Origin of the sequence: Devosia sp. Leaf420 (assembly GCF_001425445.1) — a bacterium.
GTDB lineage: Bacteria > Pseudomonadota > Alphaproteobacteria > Rhizobiales > Devosiaceae > Devosia.
In genome coordinates, this window is sequence record NZ_LMQU01000001.1 from 1 (window position 1) to 25,678 (window position 25,678).

Genomic DNA, 25,678 nt, shown 5'->3' on the forward strand with positions numbered 1-25,678 from the left:
CGGTTTCGGCTTCCTCTCGGCGGGTGAGGGCGTCGGTCACAGCAACTTCAACGCCGCCGCCGAGCTGGTAGAGGCCGGTCGACGCATTGTTGGCGGTCGAAACGCCAACACCACCGATTGCATAGACGAGGACCGAATCGGTCACGACTGCGCCAGCGCGGAGGTTTGCAAAGAACTCACCCGAAGAGGTGACGTTGTTGCTCCAGAGGTAGTCACCGGTGACTTCAACGCCGAGCAGGAGCGGCGCGAACACCAGCATAGAGGCCATCCCACGAGAAACCAGCAGATTCATAGATCGGCTGCGGGGTGGTCGGGATGATGAGGTCAGCAGCCTGAGCGGCAACCGAACCGAGAGCGGCGATCGAAACGCCAACGAGGAGAGTACGAAGAGTCATGAGGAGCCCTCAAATAGAATCCGTTGATGCCCTCAAATTGGCAGACACCTCGATGCGCTGCAATGGTACCGGCATTCACATCGGACATCCGCAGGCGTCTTTTCACTAGGTGTAACCAAAGCAACACACTTCTGTTCAGCAGCTGTTAATGGATGCCAAAAAACCAAACGGCGAACCGACAGAAGTCGGTTCGCCGCAAGGGTGCAAGAATAAAGCTCCCGGCGACAAGCGCCAGGAACTAGACATTCTTAGAAGTGGTAGAACACACCAACGGTGGCCTTGGCCGTTTCGAAGAACGGATCAGCAGCACCGGTGTTGGTGAAATCCCCCTGGCCAACAACTTCACCGCGGACGGTGATGGCGTCGGTCACAGCAACTTCAACGCCGCCGCCGAGCTGGTAGAGGCCGGTCGACGCATTGTTGGCGGTCGAAACGCCAACACCACCGATTGCATAGACGNATAGCCGATGAATTGCACGATTGCCAACACCACCGATTGCATAGACGAGGACCGAATCGGTCACGACTGCGCCAGCGCGGAGGTTTGCAAAGAACTCACCCGAAGAGGTGACGTTGTTGCTCCAGAGGTAGTCACCGGTGACTTCAACGCCGAGCAGGAACGGGTCGACGGGGAGGAAGTTCACGCCGACAACGCCACCGATGACGCCGTAGGTGGTGTTGTTGACCTGGGAAGCATATTCTTGGCCAGCGGTGTTGCCGACGAACTGACCACCGGCGCGAACACCAGCATAGAGGCCATCCCACGAGAAACCAGCAGATTCATAGATCGGCTGCGGGGTGGTCGGGATAGATCGGAAGAGCACNTTGGCCAGCGGTGTTGCCGACGAACTGACCACCGGCGCGAACACCAGCATAGAGGCCATCCCACGAGAAACCAGCAGATTCATAGATCGGCTGCGGGGTGGTCGGGATGATGAGGTCAGCAGCCTGAGCGCCACCAACCATCAGAGCAGCGGCAGCAACGCCGAGCGAGAGAGAACGTACAAACATATCTTGCACTCCCAATAGAGTTAACCGTAGTCGCCGGACTAATGACTCAAGGGGTGATGAGAGGCAACCCCGCCCCGACACATATTAGGCGGTGAGGATAAGTTTTCATGACCAAAATCGGCCATGTGTTGCCATAAGGTCGCTACTTTGGTTCAGTTTGATACAAATTGACGCAATTTCCGGGAGGCCAAGGCCAAAATGCGTAATCGTACAGCCTCTGAAATAAGGCAGCGACGGCTTGTCTTGCCACATTGTTGCCGGAAATGCAAATGGCCTCGCAAGGATTGCGAGGCCATTTTTCATGATTCTGTAAGAATCAGGTTTGTTCGGTCAAGTCTGATCAGAAATGGAAGGCGGCGCCGACCGTGAACTGGTCCTTGGGATTGTTTCCTTCGACAGGAAAGCCGTGCAAATATTGGGCGCGAACAGACATATTGTCGGTGACCGCGACTTCGACGCCGCCACCTAGCAACACGTCACTCTCCTCGGGCACGCCCAGATCGATGCCGTAGCCGCCGGCGGCATAGACGACGACATTATCGGAAACGACCAGACCGGCGCGACCGAGGAGCTGGCCATAGCTGGTGTCGAGATTTCCCCCGGTGACGCCCTGCACCGCGACTTCAGCGCCAAGCAGATAGAAATCGAATTGGGCGTTTACGCCGGCCATGGCGCCGAGACCATATTGCATCCCGCCGGCGTCGCTATTTTGGATGCCGCCATAGAGCCCTCCGTAAAAGCCGCTCCAGTCAAAACCGGCGTCTTCATAAACTGGAAGTTCGGCTGGGGTGCTCGTGGGCACGGTGATGAGATCGGCTGCAAAAGCGGAGCCCGACATGAGGGCGGTGGCAAGCGTTGCCAGGGCGATCTTCTGAGACATGCGCATCGCGGTTCTCCTTAGCATTGCGACCATCAGGTAAGTTGCAAACGGCAGATCAAACTGCTCGTTCCCTGATGGTCCTTTGCGGCCCACGAGCGATGCACATGTGCAACAGGTCTCGCGCGGCCAAGGCGAACTTCATTGGGCAATCGGGCTTCAAGCGGACGATGAGCGGGCTAAAAGAAGGCGCCCGCCAATCGTTGCCCGGAGGTCACAGTGTCAGGAGGCGGCGAGTTCGCCAACGAGGACGGGATCGGCGCGGTAGTCAGACGGAAAGAGCGAAGCGAGCGCGTCGATCTTGGGCAGGTCGTTGCGCACGATATAGGGCCAGGTCGGGTTCAGCGTCAGGAAATCCTGATGATACTGCTCGGCGGGATAGAAGCCCTTGAACTGCTCGATGGTGGTTACGATCGGACCATCGAACTTTTTGAGGGCGTCGAGCTCAGCAATGTAGGCTTTGGCCGTGTCGGCCTGTGCCGCGTTGAGCGCGAAAATGGTCGAGCGGTATTGCGTGCCGCGGTCCGGTCCCTGGAAATTGAGCTGAGTCGGGTTGTGCGCGACGGAGAAATAGATCTGGAGAATTTTGCCGAAGCTGATGACGGTGGGGTCGTAGGTCACTTCGACCGTTTCGGCGTGACCAGTGTCCCCGCGCGAGGATTGATCATAGGTGGCCGTCTCGGCGCTGCCGCCAGCATAGCCTGAAACGGCCCGGGTCACGCCTTTGACGTGTTGGAAGACACCCTGAACACCCCAGAAGCAGCCGCCGGCGAGCACAGCTTTGGCGCTCGAGCCGGTTTCCTTGAGGTCTTTGGACGGAGGCGGAATTTCGACCGGCTCCTCCTGGGCCATCGATGGGCCAGACATGAAGGGCAGGGAAAGAATCGGGAGGGCAGCGAGGCCGCCGAGCAAGGAGCGGCGCGAGAGCTGAAAGCGCGGAGACGAGGACTGCATAAGACACCTGAGTTGCGAGGCGTCCCAGTCATAATCCCCCTGCCCCAACTTGCGTAGACACAAGTTGGAGAGACAGATCAGCAAACGACTAAGTGATCAAATTGCTCGTTTAGGATTTTAGAAGATCTTCGTTTCTTCACCACCCACATCTTCAAAACTGAAGGAAAGGGTGGCGCGAGAGACGGGGCTCGAACCCGCGACCTCCGGCGTGACAGGCCGGCGCTCTAACCAACTGAGCTACTCCCGCATCGGCGAACCGTGTGGCCCGCTGAACGTGACGCTGATGTACCCAGCCCCTATTCCTAAGTCAAGCGCTGCAAACGGCATCGGGCATAAAAACTCCACAGTGCACGATTGGCCTGTGGAAAACTCTTGAGGTTCAAATGATAAGCCGGGTTCGCTCACCTGGGAGATGAGGTCGATACTCCTGATTTACGGGTTTTGGATTGTGGCGCGGCAGAGGATGCGGGCCGCGGTCGGCTTCTAGCCTCAAGAAGGATCACAAAGCCAGTGTTATTTCAGATAGCGGGGCTCAGTCTGCGGTTATGGCGCGCAAGACCTGGGCGTAGGTGGATTTGTCCTGGTCCTTGCCATCGCGGCACTGCTTGGTGCCGATGGCGATCTGTGCGATATCAGGCGCCCTGCTCCCGCTTATCGGGAAAGATTTGGCCGCGGTCGAAGCGGTTTGGTGGTCGCTGTGCTCGTTGAAGTGGATAGCTGCGACATTGGCCTTGGCTTGATTCTGGAAAAGCACGACGACGCAAACATAGTCATCGTCCTTAAGATCGTAATTTGTGAGGATGGCTTCGACCTGCAGCGCACCACTGCCATGGGCGAGGATGAGATCAACCCACTGATTCCGCTTCCAGTCCCATTTGCCATGGAAGATATGGCATGGCGCGCTCGATCCGAGATCCTGGCATTCGGCGAGTTTCACCATACGCCAATCGTAGCCCGTCCAATCGCTGCGGCTATCATTGGCGACAGCACCAGGCGTCAAGGTCATTGCAGCGAGGATTGGGACGAACTTGGAAAGGAACATTGCCGCATTGTTGCGCAGGGAACACCGCGCCGCAACGGGCTGCGATATCTTGAAGCTTCACCAAGGGAGACTGGTGGGCGATGACGGACTCGAACCGCCGACATTCTCGGTGTAAACGAGACGCTCTACCAACTGAGCTAATCGCCCGTCCGACACAGCGTGTCTGGAACGAGGCTCTGATTAGGGGGCTTGCCCTGCCCCGTCAACTGCAAAACAAAACGGCCCCACGTTTTCCGCGGGGCCGCCTGGCAGAATGCGCTAAAAGCAAAGCTCTTAGTTGATCGCGTCCTTGAGGCCCTTGCCGGGCTTGAACTTGGCCTGGTTCGAGGCCGGAATCTGAATTTCTGCGCCGGTGGCAGGATTGCGGCCGGTCGAGGCCTTGCGCTGGGAAACGGCAAAGGTGCCGAAGCCAACGAGACGAACTTCATCACCCGACTTAAGGGCGGCGGTGATGGCTTCGAACACTGCGTCAACCGCTTCAGCGGCCTGAGCCTTCGTGATCGTTGCCTTGTCGGCAACGACGCCAACCAGATCGTTCTTGTTCATTGCGTATCCTCACGGTGAATGCCCGCCCTCGCTGGCGTAGCTTTAGGTGGCGGCAACCCTTGGTCGATTCTAGCTCGCACGCAAGTGTTTCCGCCGTTTTGGCGAGGCCGAACGGTACGGAAATGTTAATGGCGCGGAATTTTGCACCCGACAAGGCCGAACTCGCCCGAAAACCGGGCTTTTCACCATCATTCCGCCGGTTTTTCTGCTGTGGCGGGCATGGTTCGGATACCAGCCATCAACGGAAGCGCCAGAAGGTAAATAACGATAGCCACCATCCAGATGAGTCCTGGCCAATCTTGGCGCACTCCCGCGTAGATGTAACTGAAGAGTAGCGGACCAAAGACGGAAGCGATGCTGACGATGCTGGCCATGACGCCCTGGAGCTGACCCTGACGATCCGCATCGACCTGTCGCGTGGCGAGAGATTGCAATGCGGGCATGCCTATGCCGCCCAAGGCGAAGATGGGCGCCATGGCAAAGAGTACCCAACCGTGACCTGCGAAAACCAGCGTCAGCATAGCGCCGATCTCAAAGGTCATCCCGACGATCAAGGCCCAGCGTTCGCCGAGGCGCGCGACGGCAGGACCGGTGAGGAATGCTTGCGCGAGGGCATGAAAAACGCCGAAGGCGCCAAGGGACAGACCAATCATCATGCCGTTGAAGGCAAAGCGATCCTCGCTGAACTGCGCCCAGGCCGTGCCATAGACGGTGCCGACGAAGTTCATGATGAGGAAAATCGCCATCAGCGGCACCAGCGCCTTGAAGTTGAACGCCCAGGCGAGCGGCTTGAAGGGGTTGAGGGTCGACCAGGTGAACTGCGCCTCGGGCTGACCGTGCCGCGATTCTGGCAGCACGAAGAGCGCTAGGGCAAAATTGATGCCGTTGAGCGCGGCAGCGGCAAGAAATGGCGCATGAAGCCACCAATCGCCCAAAACGCCACCAAGGACAGGACCGATGATGAAGCCGACGCCGAACATAGCGTGGAAGAGACCGAAGCGTTCGGCGCGCTCTTGTTCAGGAGTTATGTCAGTAATGTAGGCGGTCGCCACGGCCATATTCGCGCTGGTGACGCCAGCAATGGCTCTGCCAATGACCAGCATCCAGAGGTGGGGCGCCAGCGCCATGATCAGATAATCGATCGCAGCGCCGGCTAGCGAAACGAGCAGAACCGGGCGACGACCGAAGCGATCACTAAGCACGCCGAGGATGGGCGAAAACAGAAACTGGCAGGCGGAGTAAAGCGCCAGCATAAGGCCGAGCAGCAGCGAAACATCGGTAGTGTGCCCGACATCGCGAAGGAGCGCGGGGAGAATCGGAAAGATCAGGCCGATGCCAATCGCGTCGAGCATGACGGCGGACAGAATTACGACGAGCGCCTTGTTCATCGAGAGCTCCAGACCGCGGTTCAAACCGCCGGCTGCAGAATGAGGATGGCTTGTCTGCGCCTGAGAACAGCGCGAGGCAAGCCATTTGCTCTAGATGTATCGACGAATGGTGCTGACAGACTTCGGCAGCAGCGATCCCTTTCTTATGCCGGGACTGGCTTTGGGGATCTGACAGTCGCAAAGAGCGGTGTTGCCAGGAGATAAAGCGCAGCACCGACCAGCCAGATTGTGCCGATCCAGATATCCCGTGTGGCAAAGAAGATCACTGTGGTGAGGACGGGGCCGACAATACCAGCAAGGCTCATCAGACTGGTTAGAACGCCTTGTAACTGACCTTGCTGCTCATCACTGACCTTGCTCGTCAGCAACGACTGGAGCGCAGGCATGGCAACGCCACCGAGGGCGAAGAGCGGGGTGAGCGCATAACCCATCCAGCTTTGATAGGCGAAGGCCATCAAGGTGTAAGCCAGCGTATCAAAGGTGACGCCAATCATAAGCGTACCTAAATCGCCGAAGCGCCTGGTCAACGGACCGACAAGGAAGGCTTGAGCCAGAGCGCCGGTGACGCCGAAGACCGAAAGGGACATGCCTATATGCACCGAGTCCCAACCGAACCGCTCCGCACCATAGAAGACCCAGATCGTGCCGGGGACCGCGGCTATCAGGCCGAAGACGACCGAGACGACGACCATGGGCAGCAGCGGCTTGAAATTCCACAGCCAGAGCAGCGGCGCCAAAGGATTAAGTTGCTTGATATCGAATTTTCCCTCCGTTGCCTTGCGGCTTTCGGGAAGCACGAAGAGAGCAACGATCAGATTGATGCCGTTGAAAAGCGCTGCGGCGAGGAAGGGCGAACGGAGCCACCACGCGCCGAGAACGCCGCCGATGACTGGGCCGATGATAAACCCTGAACTCATCACCGCGCCAACCAAACCAAAGCGTTGGGCGCGTTGTTCGGGCGGGGTGATGTCGGTGATGTAAGCCGTGGCGACAGCCATATTGGCGCTGGTGATTCCGGCCATGGCGCGGCCGACGACCAAGACCCAGCCGAGAGGCGTCAGCGCCATGACGAGATAATCGAGCAAAGTGCCTGCCAAGGAAAGCAAGAGCACCGGACGCCGGCCAAAGCGATCGCTCAACGCGCCAAGGACGGGCGACGCCACAAATTGCATCGTGGCATAGACAGCGAGCATGGCTCCATAGAGAAAGCCAATATCGCCACCCTGAGTAAGCTGCGTCAGCAGTTCAGGCAGGATGGGGAAAATAAGACCGGCGCCGATCGCATCGATGGCGACGGTCGCGAGAATGACAATCAGGGCCTTGTTCATCAGGACCTCCAAAGGTAATTTATCATCGATAAGTTATTTATCGGTGATAAGCTCCTTTATCGCTGATAAGTCAAGAGGATTACGTATGGCTATCGATCGCGGACGTATTGTCGATGAGGCGCTCGCCTTGCTGAATGAAGTGGGCATCGACAAACTGACGACGCGAAAACTGGCGGAGCGGCTGGGGGTGCAGCAACCGGCGCTCTATTGGCATTTCAGGAACAAGTCTGCGCTGCTCGACGCCATCAACAGCGAAATGCTGGCGCGCTATCACACGCACCGCCTGCCCTCGCCCGGCGAGGACTGGGTGGAGTTCACCTATGCGACAGCGCGGAGCATGCGCACGACGCTGCTGGCGGTGCGGGATGGAGCGCGGATCGCAGCGGGCACGCGGCCCTCGACAACGGATTTTGCGGACGCAGAGCTGCAGCTCAAGCTCTATGTCGATGCGGGATTTACAGCGGAAGAAGCGCTACACATCTCAATTTCGATCGCGCGCTACGTTGTCGGATATGTGCTCGAAGAACAGGGCGAGCGCGAGCGGCGGGCGGAGGAAGAGGGTCAGGATGGGGATATCGATGGCGAGTTGAAGCCGTTTCCGATTTTGGCGGAGGCGTTTCGGTCGCTGGAGAAGGAGGGGAGCATCAATACTGAGGCGGCGTTTGAGCGCGGGCTGGGATATATGGTTGAGGGGATGAGGGGAAGTAAGGCAGCGCAGGGTTCCAAGTAGTCCTCATGATGAGGTGCGGAGCGCAGCGGAGCCTCGAACCACGAGGGCGTGGCGCTTGAGCCTCCACTCGCTCGCTCTCGTGGTTCGAGGCTTTGCTCTGCAAAGCACCTCACCATGAGGGCTCTTGGAAACAGGGCCACTGACGGCACAAAGAAAAACGGCGGCCTTGGAGGCCGCCGTTTTCATATTCGTTGCACAATTCAGTGCGTCAGGCTTGCCGCGTTGTCTTCGACCGGATCGGTCTTGGCTACGGCTGGCGCCTCTTCGAAATTCCATTCGATGGCTTCCGGCTTGCGCACCAGAGCGCGTTCGATGACCTGGTCCATGCGGGAGACCGGAACGATCTCCATGCCTTCCTTGACGATGTCCGGAATCTCGATGAGATCGCGGACGTTTTCTTCAGGGATCAGCACGGTCTTGATGCCGCCGCGGAGGGCTGCAAGGAGCTTTTCCTTGAGACCGCCGATGGGAAGCACCCTGCCCCGCAGCGTGATTTCGCCGGTCATGGCGACATCGTTTCGGACCGGAATGCCGGTCATCACCGAGACGATGGCCGTTGCGAGACCGATACCAGCGGACGGACCATCCTTGGGTGTTGCGCCTTCGGGAAGGTGGACGTGGATGTCGCGCGTATCGAACATCGGCGGCTTGATGCCGAAGTCGATCGAGCGAGACCGGACATAGGCCGTGGCCGCAGTCAGCGATTCCTTCATCACTTCCTTGATGTTGCCGGTGACCGTCATGCGGCCCTTGCCCGGCGTCATCACGCCTTCGATGGTCAGGATTTCGCCGCCAACCGAAGTCCAGGCGAGGCCCGTCACGAGACCAACCTGGGATTCAGCTTCGATCTCACCATGCTTGAAGATCAGCGGCCCGAGATATTCGGCGAGCTTTTCTTCGGTGATCTCGATCGACTTGACCTTGGTGCGGACGATGTCCGTAACGGCCTTACGCATCAACTTAGAGATTTCGCGCTTGAGATTGCGGACGCCGGCTTCGCGGGTATAGCCGCGAATGACCTTCATCAGCATCTCGTCGCTGAGCACGAATTCGCCATGGGCGACGCCGTTTTCCTTGGCGGCTTCCGGGATCAGGTGCTGCTTGGCGATCGCGTGCTTCTCCTCTTCGGTATAACCCGAGAGGCGAATGATCTCCATGCGGTCCATCAGCGGGCCGGGGATGTTCAGCGTGTTCGAAGTCGTGACGAACATCACATCCGAAAGGTCATAGTCGACCTCGAGGTAGTGATCGGCGAACGTGTTGTTCTGTTCGGGATCGAGCACTTCGAGAAGAGCCGAAGACGGATCGCCACGGAAATCCTGGCCCATCTTGTCGATCTCATCGAGCAGGAAGAGCGGGTTGGATTTTCCGACCTTCTTGAGCGACTGGATGATCTTGCCGGGCATAGAGCCGATATAGGTGCGGCGGTGACCGCGGATTTCGGCTTCGTCACGAACGCCACCGAGCGCCATGCGCACGAATTCGCGGCCGGTCGCCTTGGCGATCGACTTGCCGAGCGAGGTCTTGCCGACACCCGGAGGGCCAACGAGGCAGAGGATCGGGCCCTTGAGCGTACCGGTGCGAGCCTGCACGGCTAGGTATTCAAGGATACGTTCCTTGACCTTCTCGAGACCGTAGTGGTCTTCGTCGAGCACCTTTTCGGCAAGGTTCAGGTCGCGCTTGACCTTGGACTTCTTGCCCCATGGGAGGCCGAGAAGCGTATCAAGATAGTTACGCACGACGGTGGCTTCAGCCGACATCGGGCTCATGGCCTTGAGCTTTTTGACTTCGCCATCAGCCTTGGCCCGCGCTTCCTTGGACAGCTTGGTCTTGGCGATGCGGTCTTCCAGTTCGGTGATCTCGTTGGCGCCGTCTTCGCCGTCGCCGAGTTCCTTCTGGATCGCCTTCATCTGCTCGTTGAGATAGTACTCGCGCTGCGTCTTCTCCATCTGGCGCTTGACGCGCGAGCGGATGCGCTTTTCGACCTGCAAGACGCCGATCTCGCCTTCCATGAGGCCAATGACCTTCTGGAAGCGTTCGATGACGGAAACGGTCGACAGCAAGTCTTCCTTTTCCGGGATCTTGATGACGAGGTGGCTGGCAATGGTATCGGCGAGCTTACTCGGGCTTTCGATCTGACCGACCGCAGCCACGACCTCTGCCGAGATCTTCTTGTTCAGCTTGACGTAGTTTTCAAACTCGCTCTGGGCCGAGCGCGCCAAAGCTTCGAGTTCAGTCGCGTCTTCCTCGGGCTCAGGAAGCGGGCTGGCTTCGGCTTCGAAATATTCTTCGGTCTGAAGGTACTGATCGATGGTCGCGCGGCTGAGGCCTTCCACGAGGACCTTTACGGTGCCGTCGGGGAGTTTCAGAAGCTGGAGCACAGTCGCGATCGTGCCGGTGCCATATATCTGGTCCGGGGCTGGATCATCGTCCTGCGCATTCTTCTGGGTCACGACAAGAATATGCTTGTCGTCGCGCATGACCTCTTCAAGTGCCTTGACGGATTTTTCGCGGCCGACAAAAAGCGGCACGATCATACCAGGGAAGACAACGATGTCGCGCAGGGGGAGAACCGGGTAAACCCGGTCCCGGCTCGTTTCGCCGGTGGGATTGACGTCCGACATCACATTTCCTTTCCGGGGCGCGCCGGGAGGAATTGGGGTAGCGCGCCCGTATTGCGACTGCCCAATCCGTTAAGGCTGGGCGATTCAGGTTAATAAATAGGGTGGAGTGGGCTCCCCGCAAGTCAATCATTGCGGTTTTGTGACCTTGCGATGGTCTCTGCACAGGAGACATGCGCGATAGGACAGGAACAGCCATGTGCCTTGGCTGCAAAGGAGAATCTGGATTTTGGTGCAGTCCAGAGATTGGGTCGGGGGTGGAGCCATGCAATGGTGGGGGCCATTGATGACCCTGATTTGACCCGACCGGAGCACTCGCATGGCCAGCAAGACCAAACGCATCGATATTCTCGGTATCGCGACGGCGGCTGGAGCCTCGGTGCGGGGCTGCGGCATGGGGCCGGAAGCGCTGCGGGTGGCAGGTCTCTTGGAGGCACTGGTCGAGCTGGAGCATGAGATCGCCGACCATGGCGATCTGCGGCGTCCGGTGGCCGCGGTGACGACCAATCCATCGAGCTGGCGGCTACCAGATGAACGAAAGGCCGACGTGCTAGATCTCGCCGCGCGGACGAGCGACGCCGGCTACGACATTCTGGCTGAAGGCGGTTTTCCGCTGTTTATCGGTGGTGACCACTCGATCGCCATGGGCACGCTTTCAGCGGTGTCGCGGCATTGCGCTGAGAAGAGCAAGCCGGTGCATGTGATCTGGATAGATGCACATGCTGACTACAATACGCCAGACACCTCCCCTTCTGGAAATCTGCACGGCATGCCGCTGGCGCTGCTCTGCGGTGAGCCCGGTTTTGACGACAGCTTCAAGGGCGATTGGCTCGGGCGGATCGATCCGCGCAATGTGACGATCTTCGGTGCGCGGTCGATCGACCGGGAGGAACGGCGCTTGCTCCAGGCGCGCGGGGTCGAGGTCGTTGATATGCGCAAGATCGATCAGTCCGGCGTTGTGGCGCTGATGCAGCCGATCCTCAAGCGCGTGGCGGCGGAGGGCGGGCATTTGCATGTGAGCCTCGATGTCGATGCGATCGATCCAGCTATCGCGCCGGGCGGTGGAACGCTGGTGCCGGGTGGCCTCACTTATCGTGAGGCGCACCTGATCATGGAGATGCTGCACGATAGCGGTGTTGTGGGTTCGCTCGATGTAGTCGAGCTCAACCCGTTTTTGGATCACGGCGGCAAGAGCGCGACGCTGCTGGTCGATCTGGTCGCGAGCCTCTTCGGCCGCTCGATCATGGGCGAAGAGCCGGGACCGGTGGAATTCGTCACCGATGCCTGAGATCAGGCGGCGACCCGACTGATGACGGCACGGTCGCGGCCACCTGCTTTGGCTGCATAGAGCGCCTTATCGGCGCGGCGATAGACGTCTGCGAGGACAGCATCCTCATCCGATGCCTGGGCGATGCCGGCGCTAAAGCGGACGGCCTCACCGTTGGGCAAGGTTACGCTCGAAGCCACGAGATCGCGCAGGCGCTCACCGTGGCGCTGAGCGTCGACGGCATCCGTACCGGGGAAGACCAAGCAGAACTCTTCGCCACCAACACGGGCCGACAGTTCGGCTTCGGGAGCGAGCTTTTGGACATTGCGCGCTACGGCCGCGAGAACGCGGTCGCCTTCTTCGTGGCCAAACCGATCATTGACCGATTTAAAGTGGTCGATATCGAGCAAGATCAGCGAGAAATTTCGACCATCGCGCTGGGCCGAGGCGAATAGTCTTTCGCCCATGGCGTAGAAGCGGCGGCGATTGGCGAGACCAGTCAGCTCGTCCCGGAAGGCGAGATTGGCCAACGCATCTTCGGCACGGTCCTTGAGCGCCGCAACCCAGGAAAGCGTGATCAGAATGGTGCCGATGTAGGCGCCGAGGAATGGCAGGGTGACAGCGGGCACCGGCGCCATCGGATTGGCGATCAGGTCGGGCCAGAGGAACTCACCGGCGAAGCGCCCGGCTGCGGCGACAAAGGCCACGGCATAAGCCAGTGCCATGAGGATCGATGTGCGCGTTTGTACCGCGGTCGGTCCGAGCGTGACGATGAACCAGGCAAGCACCGCATATTGGACGCAGAGGACAGCGGACGTCACGAAAGCGGCGGTGCTGATATCGCGACCGATGATGGCGACAAGGACCATCGATACGGCGGGCGGTATGAAAAACCAGACGCGCTTTACCCGGCGCTCGGTCAACGTCGAGAGGGCTGCCCACTGGAACGAGACATTGGCGCTGACAAAACCGGCATAAGCGATGATCACCCAATCATTGCCCGTCGCACGCGAGAACATCGCGGTGACCCAAGCGCAGATGCCGCAGAGAAGACCCCAGCAAAAGAGGACCGTTTCGGGGCGGCTGCGGCGCAGCGTCATGATGGTGATGCCGGCAGCAAACATCACAAAGGTGATGATCCGCGCAATGATGAGCGTTCCCATATCGAGAACGAAAGTTTCGCCCATCAACAACTCCATGCCACGGACTACGCACTGCCAAGATGGCAGAAAACTAACGAAGCATACGTTCTGGCCGACTGTCTCTTAGGCAAAAAGCGAAACGGCCTCCAGCACTTAAGCTGAAGGCCGTAAACCAAAGGTAACCCGTGACAGGCGGTTAGGCCGATGCGGGCTCTTCGTCCTTCTGGCGTTCGGAATAGATGTAAAGCGGACGGACGTCCTTGCCCTTCACAACTTCTTCCGAGATGACGACTTCCTCGACGCCTTCGAGCGAGGGAAGGTCGTACATGGTGTCGAGGAGGATAGCTTCCATGATCGAGCGGAGGCCGCGGGCACCAGTCTTGCGCTCGATGGCCTTCTCGGCGATCGCCTTGAGAGCGTCTTCGTGGAAGGTCAGTTCGACTTCTTCCATCTGGAAGAGGCGCTGGTACTGACGCACGAGGGCGTTCTTTGGCGCGGTCAGGATTTCGATCAGGGCCGGAATATCGAGGTCTTCGAGGGTCGCGAGGACCGGGAGACGACCGATGAATTCCGGGATCAGGCCGAAACGGACGAGATCTTCGGGCGCAACGTCCTTGAGGAGATCGCCGACGCGACGGTCCTGCGGATCCTTGACGGTGGCCGCAAAGCCGATGCCCGAGCCTTCGCCACGCGCCGAAATGATCTTCTCGAGGCCGGCGAAAGCGCCACCGCAGATGAAAAGAATATTCGTCGTGTCGACCTGCAGGAATTCCTGCTGCGGATGCTTGCGGCCGCCCTGCGGAGGCACGGAGGCAACGGTGCCTTCCATGATCTTGAGGAGAGCCTGCTGCACACCTTCGCCCGACACGTCGCGGGTTATCGACGGATTGTCCGACTTGCGGGAAATCTTGTCGACTTCGTCGATATAGACGATGCCGCGCTGGGCCTTTTCGACATTGTAGTCGGCAGCCTGAAGCAGCTTGAGAATGATGTTTTCGACGTCCTCACCGACATAACCGGCTTCGGTCAGGGTCGTGGCGTCAGCCATGGTGAAGGGCACATCGAGAATGCGCGCCAGGGTCTGGGCGAGCAGGGTCTTACCCGAACCCGTCGGACCGATCAGCAGAATGTTGGACTTGGAAAGCTCAACGTCCTGATTCTTGGTCGCGTGGTGAAGGCGCTTGTAGTGGTTGTGGACAGCCACGGAGAGCACGCGCTTGGCGCGGAACTGGCCGATGACGTAGTCGTCCAGCACCTTGCAGATCTCTGCAGGGGTTGGAACGCCATCGGAGGACTTGACCATGGAGGTCTTGTTCTCTTCGCGGATGATGTCCATGCAGAGCTCAACGCATTCATCGCAGATGAATACGGTCGGCCCGGCGATCAGCTTGCGAACCTCATGCTGCGACTTACCGCAGAACGAGCAGTACAGCGTGTTCTTGGAGGTTTCGCCGTTCGTTGTCTCTTTGGACATCTAGTCACTCCCGGGAGCTTGAGGCCCCCAAAATCAGCGTTATCGGAAACCGTAACGCGCAAGACATAAACAAAGTCTAAGCCGAAACGACCTTAAAGGCCGTTCCGGCTGCGTGCAATTGCGTCGGGATCACAGTCCAGAGCGCATCGGCATTGTGATTAACGCGCCCCAAATCAGGCAGAGGCCTCCGGAACAGCGCGCTTTTCGTGGATGGAATCAATCAGACCGAAGGTCTTGGCTTCTTCCGGCGATAGGAAGCGATCGCGCTCGAGAGCGTTCTCGATTTCTTCGTAGGTACGGCCCGTGTGCTTCTCATAAATCTGATTAAGACGGCGCTTCAAGCCCTCGACTTCCTTGGCATGAATCAGGATATCGGTGACCTGACCCTGGAAGCCGCCGGAAGGCTGGTGGACCATGATGCGCGAGTTCGGCAGCGAGGTGCGCATGCCGGCTTCGCCTGCCGCGAGCAGCAACGAACCCATGGATGCAGCCTGGCCCATGACCATGGTGGCAACGGCCGGACGAATGAACTGCATGGTGTCGTAAATGGAAAGGCCTGCCGTCACCACGCCGCCTGGCGAGTTGATGTACATGGCGATTTCCTTCTTCGGGTTCTCTGATTCGAGAAACAGAAGCTGGGCGACGATGAGCGAGGCCATATTGTCCTCGACCACACCGGTCACGAAAATGATACGTTCGCGCAGAAGGCGCGAGTAAATGTCGAAGGCGCGTTCGCCACGGTTCGACTGCTCGACCACCATGGGTACGAGCGTGTTCATGTAAAGATCGTGCGGATCCCGCATATTGTGCCCCTTGGCCCCCATTAGCGTCGCAAGCGAATGGCAGGCTTGGTTGGTTTGTCCCGAGATGCTGCCCCGAACGCGCACAAGGCAAGGCAGTTTCTGGGATGAAAATCGAATCGGCGCGACTGGCCGATTGCAGACGATGCCGCCTTAACGGGCGGTAAAAGGAGAAATAGGCGGCAATGGGGCTGGCTTCAATAGACCCAGCCCCACACAATGACACTAAGGTGAATGCCGCGTTTGGGACGTTGCGAGATGCAAGGCTTTGTCCCCTGCCCGTTTCCGCGCCACTCTTGCCAAGATCAAGCGAACGAGACGGCAACGCCTTTTTTCTTGAAATAGGCCTGCATGAGCTTGCGACCCTGGCGATTGCCCTGGGCAAGCTTTGCCGTTTCGAAAACGGCTTCCTTGGCGCCCTCGCGCGCCAGTGCCGCCTTCAATGCGGCAATGTGCAGGTCGAGGTCTTCGTTGTTGTTCTTGATCGAGGCGTAAACCGCATCGGTCGCCTCGGAAACGGTGATGTCGCTCACGGGGTAAATCCTTCGTCGCTTTTGGCGTTCTCAAGACATGATTGGTGCCGTCTTGCCAAGCCTTTTCGGCATGATTTGGTCGGCAGAGATTTTATGGCCCGCGAAATTCGGGTCGCGATTCGCCGGTTTCGCTGTGGCGGTGGTCTTCTTTGAGCGGCCTGATCTGAATGCGGCAGTAGGCGGCGATTGGGTCGTCGGCAAAGAGCGCGAGCGCTTCGTCCACGTCAGTCGCCTCGATCAACACCACGCCGCCGATGACTTCCTTGGCCTCGGCGAAGGGTCCGTCGGTCTGCGCGACCTTGAGATGGCGGCGGCGATCGATAACGCGCTCGGCCGCGACATCTTCGAGCGGGGACGCGAGCAGAAGGTGGCCACTCCTGCGCAGCTTGTGGTCGTGTTCGATGGTCGCATCATCGAGGCGGCGCATCTCCTCGGGCGTTACGCCGTCGAAGGCATTTGGCGCAAAATTGAAAAGGCAAAGGAATTTCATGGCTGGTCTCCTTGGTTGGACAGCCAGAGGACGAGCGGCTCAACCGGTGTCCGACTATTTGTGCCGCTTTTTTTGCGAAGACGGACAAATAAATTGCATGGGGCGTGACCGGGCCTAATGTGGAGGCGAACAAGCTTCCCGGACGACCATGGCTGCCATTATCCAAGTCAAACCCATCACCGACATCCCGGCCGGCCTCAGCGCCAGCGCCGCACCGCGCGATCCCGCGTTTTTTCAGAACCCCTATGCCTTCTATGCTGAGCGGCATGCGACGAACCCGGCATTCTTCTGGGACGAATATGGGCATTGGTGTTTTGGTGGGTTCAAATCGGTGTCAGCGCTGCTGCGCGACAAACGATTTGGGCGCGAGATTCTGCATGTGGCCACGCGCGAGGAAATCGGGCTGCCGCAGCCAAAGCCGCACGTGGCGGATTTTGATCTCACCGAAAAATTCTCGCTACTGAACCTTGAGCCACCGGCCCATACGCGGTTGCGGACATTGGTCAACAGGGCCTTCGTTTCGCGGCAGGTCGAGCAGTTGCGGCCGCGCATTCGTCAATTGGCAAACGAGATCATCGATGGGTTCGAAGGCGAAGAGAGCGTTGACCTGATCAAGGCATTTGCCGCGCCCCTGCCCGCGATCATCATTGCGGAAATGATCGGGCTACCGGCTGAATCGGCGCCGCAATTGCTCAATTGGTCCAACCGCATGGTGACCATGTATATGTTCGGCGTGACCCATGAGACCGAGCTCGATGCCAATCAGGCGTCGGCAGATTTCATGGCCTATCTGCGCGAGATCATTGGCGAACGGCGCAAAACTCCGCGCGAGGACCTACTTACCCATATGCTGACTGCCGAACAGGGCGGCGAGCGGTTGAGTGATGAGGAGGTGATGTCCACCGCGATCCTGCTGCTCAATGCCGGGCATGAGGCCACGGTGCACACGACAGGAAATGGCGTCAAGTCCATCCTTGAAAGCGGGCTGGATCCCAAGACGCTGTTCGCGACGCCCGAGCAGACCGAGGCGACTGTGGAAGAGTGCCTGCGGTTCGACGCCCCGCTGCATCTCTTTACCCGTTACGCCTTGATGGACACCGAAGTGGAGGGCATCCCGTTACGCAAAGGTGACGTGATCGGGCTGATGCTCGCCGCGGCTAATCGCGATCCCTCGCGCTTCGCCAATGCCGACCGGTTCGATCCGTTCCGGACCGATGGCGCCAATGTCAGCTTTAGCGCGGGTATCCACTTCTGCATCGGTGCGCCGCTTGCGCGGATTGAGCTTCAGGAGGCGATGTCAGTGCTGTTCGAGCGGCTGCCAAAGCTGCGGCTGGCGGAAACGCCGCGCTACGCCGACGTCTACCATTTCCACGGGCTCGAAAGGCTGATGGTGCGCTGGGACTAAAGCGTCGCCAGTATTCCAGGCAGCAGGAGCGGGAGATCTTCGCTCATCATGCCGGGGCCGCCGAAACGATTGGCGGCTTCGGCGTGAAGCCAAGCACCGGCACAGGCGGCCTCAAAGCCGTTCATGCCTTGACCGATAAGGCCGCCAATAATGCCGGCGAGCACGTCCCCTGCTCCGGCCGTGCCAAGCCAGGTGGGCGCGTTTGCATTGATGGCGGCTCGACCATCCGGCGCAGCGATGACGGTGTCGCTGCCTTTGAGAAGGATAACGGCTCCCGAATGCAGCGCAGCAGCGCGGGCGCGTTCGAGCTTGCCGCCCGGTACATTGCCGAAGAGACGCTGAAATTCACCCTCATGCGGGGTGAGAACGACGGCGCGAGCCGGATTGGCCTTGATGGCGGAAAAGAGGGTTTCGCTTTCGCTCGCAAAGCTGCTGATTCCGTCGGCGTCGAGGACAAGGCTGGCGCCGGAGTTTAGCACCGAGAGTGTCTTGTCGCGGGTTTCGGCGCCTATGCCAGCGGCTGGGCCGAGGACGACGGCATTCATGCGCTTGTCCTCGAGAAGTTTGGAGAGTTCCGCTGCATTGCTCGCGGGCTTGAGCATGACGGCCGTCATGTGGGCAGCATGGACGCGTAACGCATCGGTTGCGCCTGTGATAGACACAAGGCCTGCGCCGACCCGGAAAGCCCCATAGGCCGCCAAGCGTGCGCCGCCGGTTTCCAGTTCACTGCCAGAGACAACGATGACATGGCCGCGGTCGAATTTATGACCATCAGCCATGGCTTGAGGCAGGCTCCAAAGGCTGCGCGTGTTCTGCCAGGCGCGCGGCAGGATGCGTTCGAGAACATTTTCGGGAATGCCGATTTCGGCCAAGACGACCTCGCCGCAATGTTGACGGCCGGGCAGCAACAGGTGCCCTGGCTTGAGGCGGAAGAAAGTGACCGTCATATCGGCGATCATGGCAACGCCGCGTACGGCGCCACTGGCGCCATCGATACCACTCGGGACATCGATGGAGACCACCGGCAACGTTGATGCGTTGACGAGGGCGATTATGTCGGCGATCTCGCCATCCACATCGCGGTCGAGCCCGGCACCGAGAATTGCGTCAATGACGAGGTCGGCGTCTTCGATGTCCTTCTCGGTCGGACGATCGATGCGACCAGTCCATTGTTCGGCAGCAACCTGGGCATCGCCGCGAAGCGTGTCGCGATCCCCGAGAATACGAACCTGCACCGGCCAGCCACGTTGCTGCAGCAGACGAGCGACGATGAATCCGTCGCCGCCATTATTGCCGGTGCCGCAGAGGACGAGGACGGAGCGCTGGTAATAGCGCTCTATGATGGCTTCGGTGACGGCTTTGCCGGCGGCCTCCATCAGGCGGAAGGAGCGGACGCCACCCTCTATCGCCAGACGATCCGCCTGCCCCATTTCCTGTGGCGTCAGTAGAGCATCGGTATAGGGCATGGCTGTCTCGCTTCACGAACGTCGTCTGACTCTCATAACGACTTAGGCGTGAAAATGAACAGGGTAATGGCAGGAGAAAGTGGGCCGCTGTAAAATGCGGTCGGTTCGGCCGCTTAGCAACGTTGGAGCGACCGCGGCTATCGCGATCGTGCCTCCATCTTTGCAGGCCTCGATTATCCGCAGCCTACGGGGAGCCAACGCCTTCTACCTCCACCGTGGGCATCAAACCTGCCAAGATTTCGGCGAGCTCCGCATGTCGGAAGGGTTTGGTCAGGCGCGGCAGATCGGGCGCTAGTCCTTCCACCTCCGAATAGCCCGAAACAATGACGACTGGCAGATCCGGCATGGTGCGGCGTATGTCACGCGCGAGTTCGGCGCCTGTCATGCCGGGCATCAAATGGTCCGTAATTAGAAGGTCGGGGATAGCGCCATTTCGGACGAGCAGCAGTGCCTCTTCGGCCGATGCGGCTTCGATGACGATGTAGCCCAGGTCGACCAGCATGTCGCTCGTGTTCATGCGAACCAGTGGTTCATCGTCGACCAACAGCGCAGTGCCTCGCTTGGCAGACGGCGCGAAGCTTGGCTCCGCGTCTGGCTTCATATCGACATAGCCCTCACTTATCGGTAACCAAAGCTCGACCGATGTACCTTGGCCCGGTGCGCTGACAATATCGAGGGCGCCGCCGAGCTGGGCGGTGAGGCCGTGGACCATCGACAAGCCAAGGCCTGTCCCCTTGCCGATGCCCTTGGTGGAAAAGAAGGGTTCGATCGCCCTGGCGATTGTCGCTTCATCCATGCCCGTGCCGGTATCGACGACGCGTAGGCGTACATAGCAACCGGCAGAAAGGCCGAGCTTGGTGTCGCCCGAAGACTGCTCGAGCGTGGCTGCTATGGTCAGGTTGCCGCCATCCGCCATGGCGTCGCGGGCGTTGACCGCGAGATTAAGCAACGCCATCTCAAGCTGATTCTCGTCGGCCTTGGCGGGTGGCAAGTCGGGCTCGACGTTGAGGGTGATGTTGATCGAGGGCCCAAGCGTCGAGCCAATCAGACCCTTCATGCTATCAATCAAAGCCGCGACATCGACGGCAGTCGCCTGGAGCGGCTGGCGGCGGGCGAAGGCAAGAAGGCGTTGGACCAACAACTTGGCGCGCTCTGCGGACTGAAGCGCGCGGTCGATGAGGCGGCGCTGCCGGTCGCTTGTCAGCTCCGTGCGCGTCAGCATATCGAGCGAGCCGATGATGGGGGTCAGCAGATTATTGAAGTCGTGCGCGACGCCGCCGGTCAACTGGCCCATTGCTTCGAGCTTCTGGCTCTGGCGCAGTTGCTCCTGTGCCTCGACCAAAGCATGTTCCTTGGCTTTTACGAGGCTCATATCGCGGCCGACGGCAACGAAATTCTGACCATCAGCCTCGGGCGCGACCGTCCATTCGATCGACTTCCAGCCACCATCGCTGGTTGCGATGCGATTTTCGAAACGAGTCGGTCGCCGCGTTTCAGCCATCCGGCTAATCGCTGCAAGCGTCGGGGCGGTATCGTCAGGGTGCATGAAGCTGGCATAACCGCGACTGAGCAATTCAGCCTCGGACCAACCCAGTACGCGCTCCCAGGCGGGGCTGACCGCAGACATCATCCCGCTATAGTCGGCTCGGGCGAACATGTCCTGAGAGAGGCTCCAGAGACGATCGCGTTCAGCCGAACGCTCTGCGACCTGCTGTTCCAGGGTTTCATTGAGCGCGCGCAACTCCTGCTGCGCACGCGCGCGTTCCAAGGCTGCCCAGATATAGGCGGCAACTTCCCTGACGAGATCTTCCTCATCGTCGGTCCAGGAACGAGGAGTGCTCTGATGCAAATGAAGGCCGGCGACCCAAGCCCCATTGCGATGGAGTGGTACCGAGAGCGCAGCGCCCATGCCGAAGGTGGAATAGGCTTCGGCATCGGGTTGCGTTCGCGTGTCATCGACGCGCAGCACAGACCCAGCCTCTAGCAGGCGAACAGTCGATTTTGCGAAGCTGCCAAGCTGATGCACACCCAACATGCCAGCCAGCCCATCAGCGTGCCATTCGTTCGTCACGACGAACTTGCCGTCTTCGATACGGTAGTAATTTGCCTGATCGACACCCAGATGCGGCCCCAGTCGGCGTGCGACGGCGGACTTAATTTCCATCGGATCCGATAGACTTTGCAGCACCTGACCCAATTCGGCGCGAAGCCGGTGCCGCGTCGCTGCACGGAAAGCGTCTTCGTCGGCGCGCGAGCGCTCCACCGCGAACTTCATGCGGTCGGCGACTTCGCGGATCAGAGCCTCTTCCTCGGAGGTCCAGACGCGCGCTGACTTGGCCTGGACGGCCAGAAGACCGACGAACGTGGTTTCCTTGAAAAGAACGACGTCCACAAAGGAGCCAACTTGCCGCGAACCAAGACCTTCGCGCGCCGCGTCGTTCAGGCGCTCGTCGTTGACCACGTCATCCACCCTGATCGCGGTCTGCGATCGATAGGCAGAGAGCAGATCTGGGCCAAAAGCTTCAAGAGAATGCTGGCCGATTAGCGAGATGACGCCATCGGCATATTCGCATTCGACGGTCATGAGACTGCCGGCGATTTCGGCATAGAACACGCGATCAGCGTCGAGCCACGTCCCCAGGCTGTCGCTGGCTAGCTGCATGATCGCGGATGTCGTCGGCTGGGCACGGAGATTATCGGTGAGATCGAGAAGAAAAGCCTGTTGGGCCTGGCTGGCGCGTGTTCGGTCGCGTTCTGCTAGAAGGGCTTTTTCCGTCTCTTCGCCGCGGCGGGCACCAAGCACCTGGGCTGTGATTTCGTTACAGGCGCAGTAGATGCCCATAACCGTGCCATCGTCGTCGGCGATCGGCGCATAGAAAAAGGAGAAGTGCGTCTCCTCGGGATAGCCGCGTCGGTTCATGATGAACTTAATGTCGTCCATCTCGACGGGCTGGCCGGAATATGTCCGCTCGACGATGGGCAGAAGATCGGCCCCGATGTCGCTCCAGACGTCCATCAGGTCCTCGCCCAAAGCGGCTGGATGCTTGGACGCGAGAATATCGCTATAGGCGTTATTGTAGATCAGCGTGCGCTTGGGTCCCCAGGCGACGAACATGGGCTGATTGGAGGCGAGGATAATGCCGACCAGCGTCTTCAGTTGGCTTGGCCATGTCGCACGATCTCCGAGCGGCGACAGCGACCAATCGCGACCGAAGATGGTCGTCTTCATGTCATCGCGTGGAGGCTGATCAGCCTCTGATGGATTGGAATACACGTGACGCTCCAGACGACGGCCTGCACTGGCAGTGCTTAAATCAGATGCTTAAGACACGAGCACGCGGTCTGGCTACGACATTCATTCCGCATCCGATTGTTTTGATCGGCGGCGCGCGTCGAATTCACGCATCCGCCATCGGCTTAGCTGCTGAGGCATCTGGAGCTTTTGCTGCCGGGCATGATCACAAGCCCGACCACAAAATTCAGCTCAGCTTGCGGCAGGAAGGTCCAGCTCGCCGCCAATTTCCACAGCTTCGGTCTTTTTGTCGTAGACGCAGATGATGCTCTTTGTCGTGGTGGCGTCGGCCTTGCCGGTGACAACAGCCAGTCCATAGTTCTCACTGCCGAAGGGATCGACAGTCGCTTGGGGATCGGTGAGGATTTCGCTGGTGGCGCCGAGGCAAGCTTCCTCCACCTTGGTGGCAAACTCTGCCCAGGCATCGTCGGAGGATGCGAAGGCGGATAGTGACGCGGCGGAAAGAAGCAGCGCAGCCAGGGTTAGTTTATTCAGCATGTCTTGGTTATCCCAATGATGTCGTTGGGATAAGTTTGCAACGAGATGCGGTTGTTTGAAGGCAAGGGTCAGGTCTGGTCCTTGACAATGATCCGGATCGCGAGCGGTTCGGCGCCATCAGCGATGGCAACAAGACGGTCGATATTGGGATGGGCACCGGGACGATTGCGCGCATCGGCGGTGTGTTCGCCGAACACATCGAGACCGTGACGGGCGGCTTTGGCATCGAGCGTACCGAAGGTCGCTTGAAGGTATTGATAGACCGCGACAGAGCCCTGCTTTCCGGGTTGATTCTCGATGGTCGCGATGACTGTGTCTGTCCCGTCGATCAGGAAGATACGCGCGATGGAGTCGATGGCTGGAAGCTGCTGCAGGTTGTCTTTGAACGACGGACTAGGGGTTATCATGGACTTGGGTTCCTGGTTGTCGGCAGGTGATGAGCGCGAAACACCCGTAAAACAAAAAGGGCCCCGAGGGGCCCTTCTCTCATTCTTGGTTCAACCAATTAAGCCGAGAAGTACATTTCGTATTCGACCGGATGCGGGGTCATTTCGACGCGGAGGACTTCCTGCATCTTCAGTTCGATGTAGGCATCGATGAAGTCGTCGTCCATGACGCCGCCGACCTTGAGGAAGTCGCGGTTTTTGTCGAGGTTTTCCAGCGCTTCGCGGAGCGAGCCGGAAACGGTCGGGATTTCCTTGAGTTCGTCCTTGGGCAGTTCGTAGAGATCCTTGTCCATCGGCTCGCCGGGGTGGATCTTGTTCTTGATGCCGTCGAGGCCGGCCATCAGCAGCGCGGTGTAGGCCAGGTACGGGTTTGCCAGCGGATCGGGGAAGCGAACTTCGACGCGCTTTGCCTTCGGCGACTGGCCGAAGGGAATACGGCAGGAAGCCGAACGGTTACGGGCCGAGTAGGCCAAGAGAACCGGAGCTTCGAAACCGGGCACCAGACGCTTGTAGGAGTTGGTGGTCGGGTTGGTGAAGGCGTTGATCGCCTTGGCATGCTTGATGACGCCACCGATGTAGTAGAGGCAGTCCATCGAGAGGCCGGCATACTGGTCGCCGGCGAAGAGCGGCTTGCCATCTTTCCAGATCGACATGTGGCAGTGCATGCCCGAACCGTTATCGCCATAGACAGGCTTCGGCAGGAAGGTTGCGGTCTTGCCATAGGCATTGGCAACCTGCTGCACGGCATACTTATAGATGAGAACGTCGTCAGCCGACGCGATCATCTGCTTGTACTTGAGGCCGAGTTCGTGCTGGGCGGAAGCCACTTCGTGGTGGTGCTTCTCGATGATGACGCCCATCTGGCCCATGGCTTCGAGCATTTCGCCGCGCATGTCCTGGGCGCTGTCGAGCGGGGGAACCGGGAAGTAGCCCTTCTTGAGGCCGATATGGTGGCCGTTATTGCCGGCTTCATATTCGGTGTTGTTGTTGGTCGGCAATTCGGCGGCGTCGAGGGCGAAACCAACATTGTAGGTTGTTGCCGAGTAGCGGACGTCGTCGAAGATGAAGAATTCGGGCTCGGGACCGAACACGACGGTGTCGCCGATACCGGAGGATTTGACGAGGCCTTCAGCCTTCTTCGCGATCGAACGCGGGTCGCGGTTATAAGGCTGATAGGTTGCTGGCTCGAGAATGTCGCAGTTGATGGCGAGGGTCGAGGCAGCGAAGAACGGGTCGATATAGGCCGAGTTCGGATCGGGCATCAGCACCATGTCGGACTCGTTGATGGCCTTCCAGCCAGCGATCGAGGAACCGTCGAACATCACGCCGTCTTCGAACATGTCTTCGTCGACGACCGAAACGTCCATGGTAACGTGCTGCAGCTTGCCGCGCAGGTCGGTGAAACGCACGTCGAGATACTTGATGTTCTCGTCCTTCATGCGCTGGATAATGTCTGCACCGGTCGTCATAGGTCTTCCCCTGTCTTAGACGGAAATTTTTGTTTGATGGTTGGCTGACGCGCTTCTTAGAGCGCGTCGTCGCCGAATTCGCCCGTACGGATACGGATGGCCTGCTCGATGGAATAGACGAAAATCTTGCCATCGCCGATGCGGCCGGTCTGGGCAGCGTTGCGGATCGCCTCGATCGCCTTTTCGGCGAGATCATCGGGGCAAACTACCTCAACCTTCACCTTGGGCAGGAAATCCACCACATATTCTGCACCACGATAGAGCTCGGTATGGCCCTTTTGACGGCCAAAACCCTTGGCTTCGGTCACGGTGATACCCTGCAAGCCAACTTCCTGCAGCGCCTCTTTGACTTCGTCGAGCTTGAACGGCTTTACGATCGCCTCGATTTTTTTCAACTGGTGCCTCCTGACCGTTTTGGCCCGTTTCGCCAGCTTGTATGCACGGCCTGTGCCAGCCTATGCCAAAGAAGAAAAGTTAGCGTATTTAAGGATTTAGCTGGCGGGA

At 59.2% G+C, this 25,678-nt stretch carries 23 protein-coding genes and 2 tRNA genes; 3 read left to right on the top strand and 22 right to left on the bottom strand.

All coding sequences use genetic code 11. The features are described 5' to 3' along the window. From ASG47_RS00005 to tet(30), 10 genes are all read right to left on the bottom strand, one after another. On the bottom strand, positions 1-259 hold a 259-nt coding region (locus ASG47_RS00005), incomplete at its 3' end, for an outer membrane protein (RefSeq protein WP_156463931.1). Then, complete coding sequence (locus ASG47_RS20495; RefSeq protein ID WP_156463932.1) at positions 225-395, bottom strand: hypothetical protein; 171 nt, start codon at positions 393-395, stop codon at positions 225-227. The genes ASG47_RS00005 and ASG47_RS20495, both read right to left, overlap by 35 nt. A 1,351-nt stretch (positions 396-1,746) precedes the next feature. Further along, complete coding sequence (locus ASG47_RS00020; protein ID WP_162236111.1) at positions 1,747-2,286, bottom strand: outer membrane protein; 540 nt, start codon at positions 2,284-2,286, stop codon at positions 1,747-1,749. Between the two features lie 219 nt (positions 2,287-2,505). Then, entirely contained in the window at positions 2,506-3,237 is a 732-nt protein-coding gene (gene msrA, locus ASG47_RS00025) for a peptide-methionine (S)-S-oxide reductase MsrA (protein WP_061906716.1), read from the bottom strand. 170 nt (positions 3,238-3,407) lie between these two features. Further along, a tRNA-Asp gene (locus ASG47_RS00030) sits at positions 3,408-3,484 on the bottom strand. Between the two features lie 285 nt (positions 3,485-3,769). After that, positions 3,770-4,279 carry a hypothetical protein gene (locus ASG47_RS00035; protein ID WP_061906717.1) on the bottom strand — a complete coding sequence of 170 codons (510 nt, stop codon included), beginning with the start codon at positions 4,277-4,279 and terminating at the stop codon, positions 3,770-3,772. A 71-nt stretch (positions 4,280-4,350) separates the two neighbouring features. Continuing rightward, positions 4,351-4,426, bottom strand: a tRNA-Val gene (locus tag ASG47_RS00040). Positions 4,427-4,552: 126 nt separating this feature from the next. Further along, positions 4,553-4,825: an HU family DNA-binding protein gene (locus ASG47_RS00045; protein WP_035079006.1), complete on the bottom strand. Its 273-nt coding sequence runs from the start codon at positions 4,823-4,825 to the stop codon at positions 4,553-4,555. A gap of 188 nt (positions 4,826-5,013) precedes the next feature. Further along, positions 5,014-6,213, bottom strand: coding sequence for a Tet(A)/Tet(B)/Tet(C) family tetracycline efflux MFS transporter (tet, locus tag ASG47_RS00050; RefSeq protein ID WP_061907242.1), 1,200 nt, complete (start codon positions 6,211-6,213; stop codon positions 5,014-5,016). A 143-nt stretch (positions 6,214-6,356) separates the two neighbouring features. After that, complete coding sequence (gene tet(30) / locus ASG47_RS00055) at positions 6,357-7,541, bottom strand: tetracycline efflux MFS transporter Tet(30) (protein ID WP_082461265.1); 1,185 nt, start codon at positions 7,539-7,541, stop codon at positions 6,357-6,359. Between the two features lie 85 nt (positions 7,542-7,626). Here tet(30) and ASG47_RS00060 point away from each other — a divergent pair, with 85 nt between their 5' ends. Continuing rightward, complete coding sequence (locus ASG47_RS00060) at positions 7,627-8,271, top strand: TetR/AcrR family transcriptional regulator C-terminal domain-containing protein (protein ID WP_061906718.1); 645 nt, start codon at positions 7,627-7,629, stop codon at positions 8,269-8,271. A 200-nt stretch (positions 8,272-8,471) separates the two neighbouring features. On the opposite strand, the gene lon is transcribed toward ASG47_RS00060, so the two are convergent. Continuing rightward, positions 8,472-10,895: an endopeptidase La gene (lon, locus tag ASG47_RS00065; protein WP_061906719.1), complete on the bottom strand. Its 2,424-nt coding sequence runs from the start codon at positions 10,893-10,895 to the stop codon at positions 8,472-8,474. A 316-nt stretch (positions 10,896-11,211) separates the two neighbouring features. Between lon and rocF the strand changes: the two genes are divergently transcribed. Continuing rightward, entirely contained in the window at positions 11,212-12,180 is a 969-nt protein-coding gene (gene rocF, locus ASG47_RS00070; protein ID WP_061906720.1) for an arginase, read from the top strand. A 2-nt stretch (positions 12,181-12,182) separates the two neighbouring features. On the opposite strand, the gene ASG47_RS00075 is transcribed toward rocF, so the two are convergent. From ASG47_RS00075 to ASG47_RS00095, 5 genes are all read right to left on the bottom strand, one after another. After that, positions 12,183-13,346, bottom strand: coding sequence for a sensor domain-containing diguanylate cyclase (locus ASG47_RS00075; RefSeq protein WP_162243197.1), 1,164 nt, complete (start codon positions 13,344-13,346; stop codon positions 12,183-12,185). Positions 13,347-13,497: 151 nt separating this feature from the next. Next, the gene (clpX, locus tag ASG47_RS00080) at positions 13,498-14,775 is read right to left on the bottom strand and encodes an ATP-dependent Clp protease ATP-binding subunit ClpX (RefSeq protein ID WP_061906722.1); all 1,278 of its coding nucleotides are present in this window, start codon (positions 14,773-14,775) and stop codon (positions 13,498-13,500) included. 173 nt (positions 14,776-14,948) lie between these two features. Beyond that, positions 14,949-15,578, bottom strand: a complete 630-nt coding sequence (locus ASG47_RS00085) for an ATP-dependent Clp protease proteolytic subunit (RefSeq protein ID WP_061907244.1) — start codon at positions 15,576-15,578, stop codon at positions 14,949-14,951. A gap of 302 nt (positions 15,579-15,880) precedes the next feature. Then, positions 15,881-16,108 carry a hypothetical protein gene (locus ASG47_RS00090; protein ID WP_061906723.1) on the bottom strand — a complete coding sequence of 76 codons (228 nt, stop codon included), beginning with the start codon at positions 16,106-16,108 and terminating at the stop codon, positions 15,881-15,883. Positions 16,109-16,199: 91 nt separating this feature from the next. Beyond that, positions 16,200-16,598, bottom strand: a complete 399-nt coding sequence (locus ASG47_RS00095) for a YciI family protein (RefSeq protein ID WP_061906724.1) — start codon at positions 16,596-16,598, stop codon at positions 16,200-16,202. A gap of 148 nt (positions 16,599-16,746) precedes the next feature. Here ASG47_RS00095 and ASG47_RS00100 point away from each other — a divergent pair, with 148 nt between their 5' ends. After that, entirely contained in the window at positions 16,747-18,003 is a 1,257-nt protein-coding gene (locus ASG47_RS00100) for a cytochrome P450 (protein ID WP_082511488.1), read from the top strand. On the opposite strand, the gene ASG47_RS00105 is transcribed toward ASG47_RS00100, so the two are convergent. The 6 genes from ASG47_RS00105 to ASG47_RS00130 form a co-directional block, all read right to left on the bottom strand. Beyond that, entirely contained in the window at positions 18,000-19,469 is a 1,470-nt protein-coding gene (locus tag ASG47_RS00105; RefSeq protein ID WP_061906725.1) for a bifunctional ADP-dependent NAD(P)H-hydrate dehydratase/NAD(P)H-hydrate epimerase, read from the bottom strand. The genes ASG47_RS00100 and ASG47_RS00105 overlap by 4 nt on opposite strands. A gap of 184 nt (positions 19,470-19,653) precedes the next feature. Then, a complete protein-coding gene (locus ASG47_RS00110; protein WP_061906726.1) occupies positions 19,654-22,698 on the bottom strand; it encodes a GAF domain-containing protein in 3,045 nt (1,014 codons plus the stop codon). 255 nt (positions 22,699-22,953) lie between these two features. After that, positions 22,954-23,259, bottom strand: coding sequence for a hypothetical protein (locus ASG47_RS00115; RefSeq protein WP_061906727.1), 306 nt, complete (start codon positions 23,257-23,259; stop codon positions 22,954-22,956). A 68-nt stretch (positions 23,260-23,327) separates the two neighbouring features. After that, complete coding sequence (locus ASG47_RS00120) at positions 23,328-23,666, bottom strand: DUF2322 family protein (RefSeq protein ID WP_061906728.1); 339 nt, start codon at positions 23,664-23,666, stop codon at positions 23,328-23,330. 98 nt (positions 23,667-23,764) lie between these two features. Beyond that, the gene (glnA, locus tag ASG47_RS00125; protein ID WP_061906729.1) at positions 23,765-25,174 is read right to left on the bottom strand and encodes a type I glutamate--ammonia ligase; all 1,410 of its coding nucleotides are present in this window, start codon (positions 25,172-25,174) and stop codon (positions 23,765-23,767) included. 56 nt (positions 25,175-25,230) lie between these two features. Further along, entirely contained in the window at positions 25,231-25,569 is a 339-nt protein-coding gene (locus ASG47_RS00130; protein ID WP_046136017.1) for a P-II family nitrogen regulator, read from the bottom strand. Positions 25,570-25,678 lie beyond the last annotated feature (109 nt).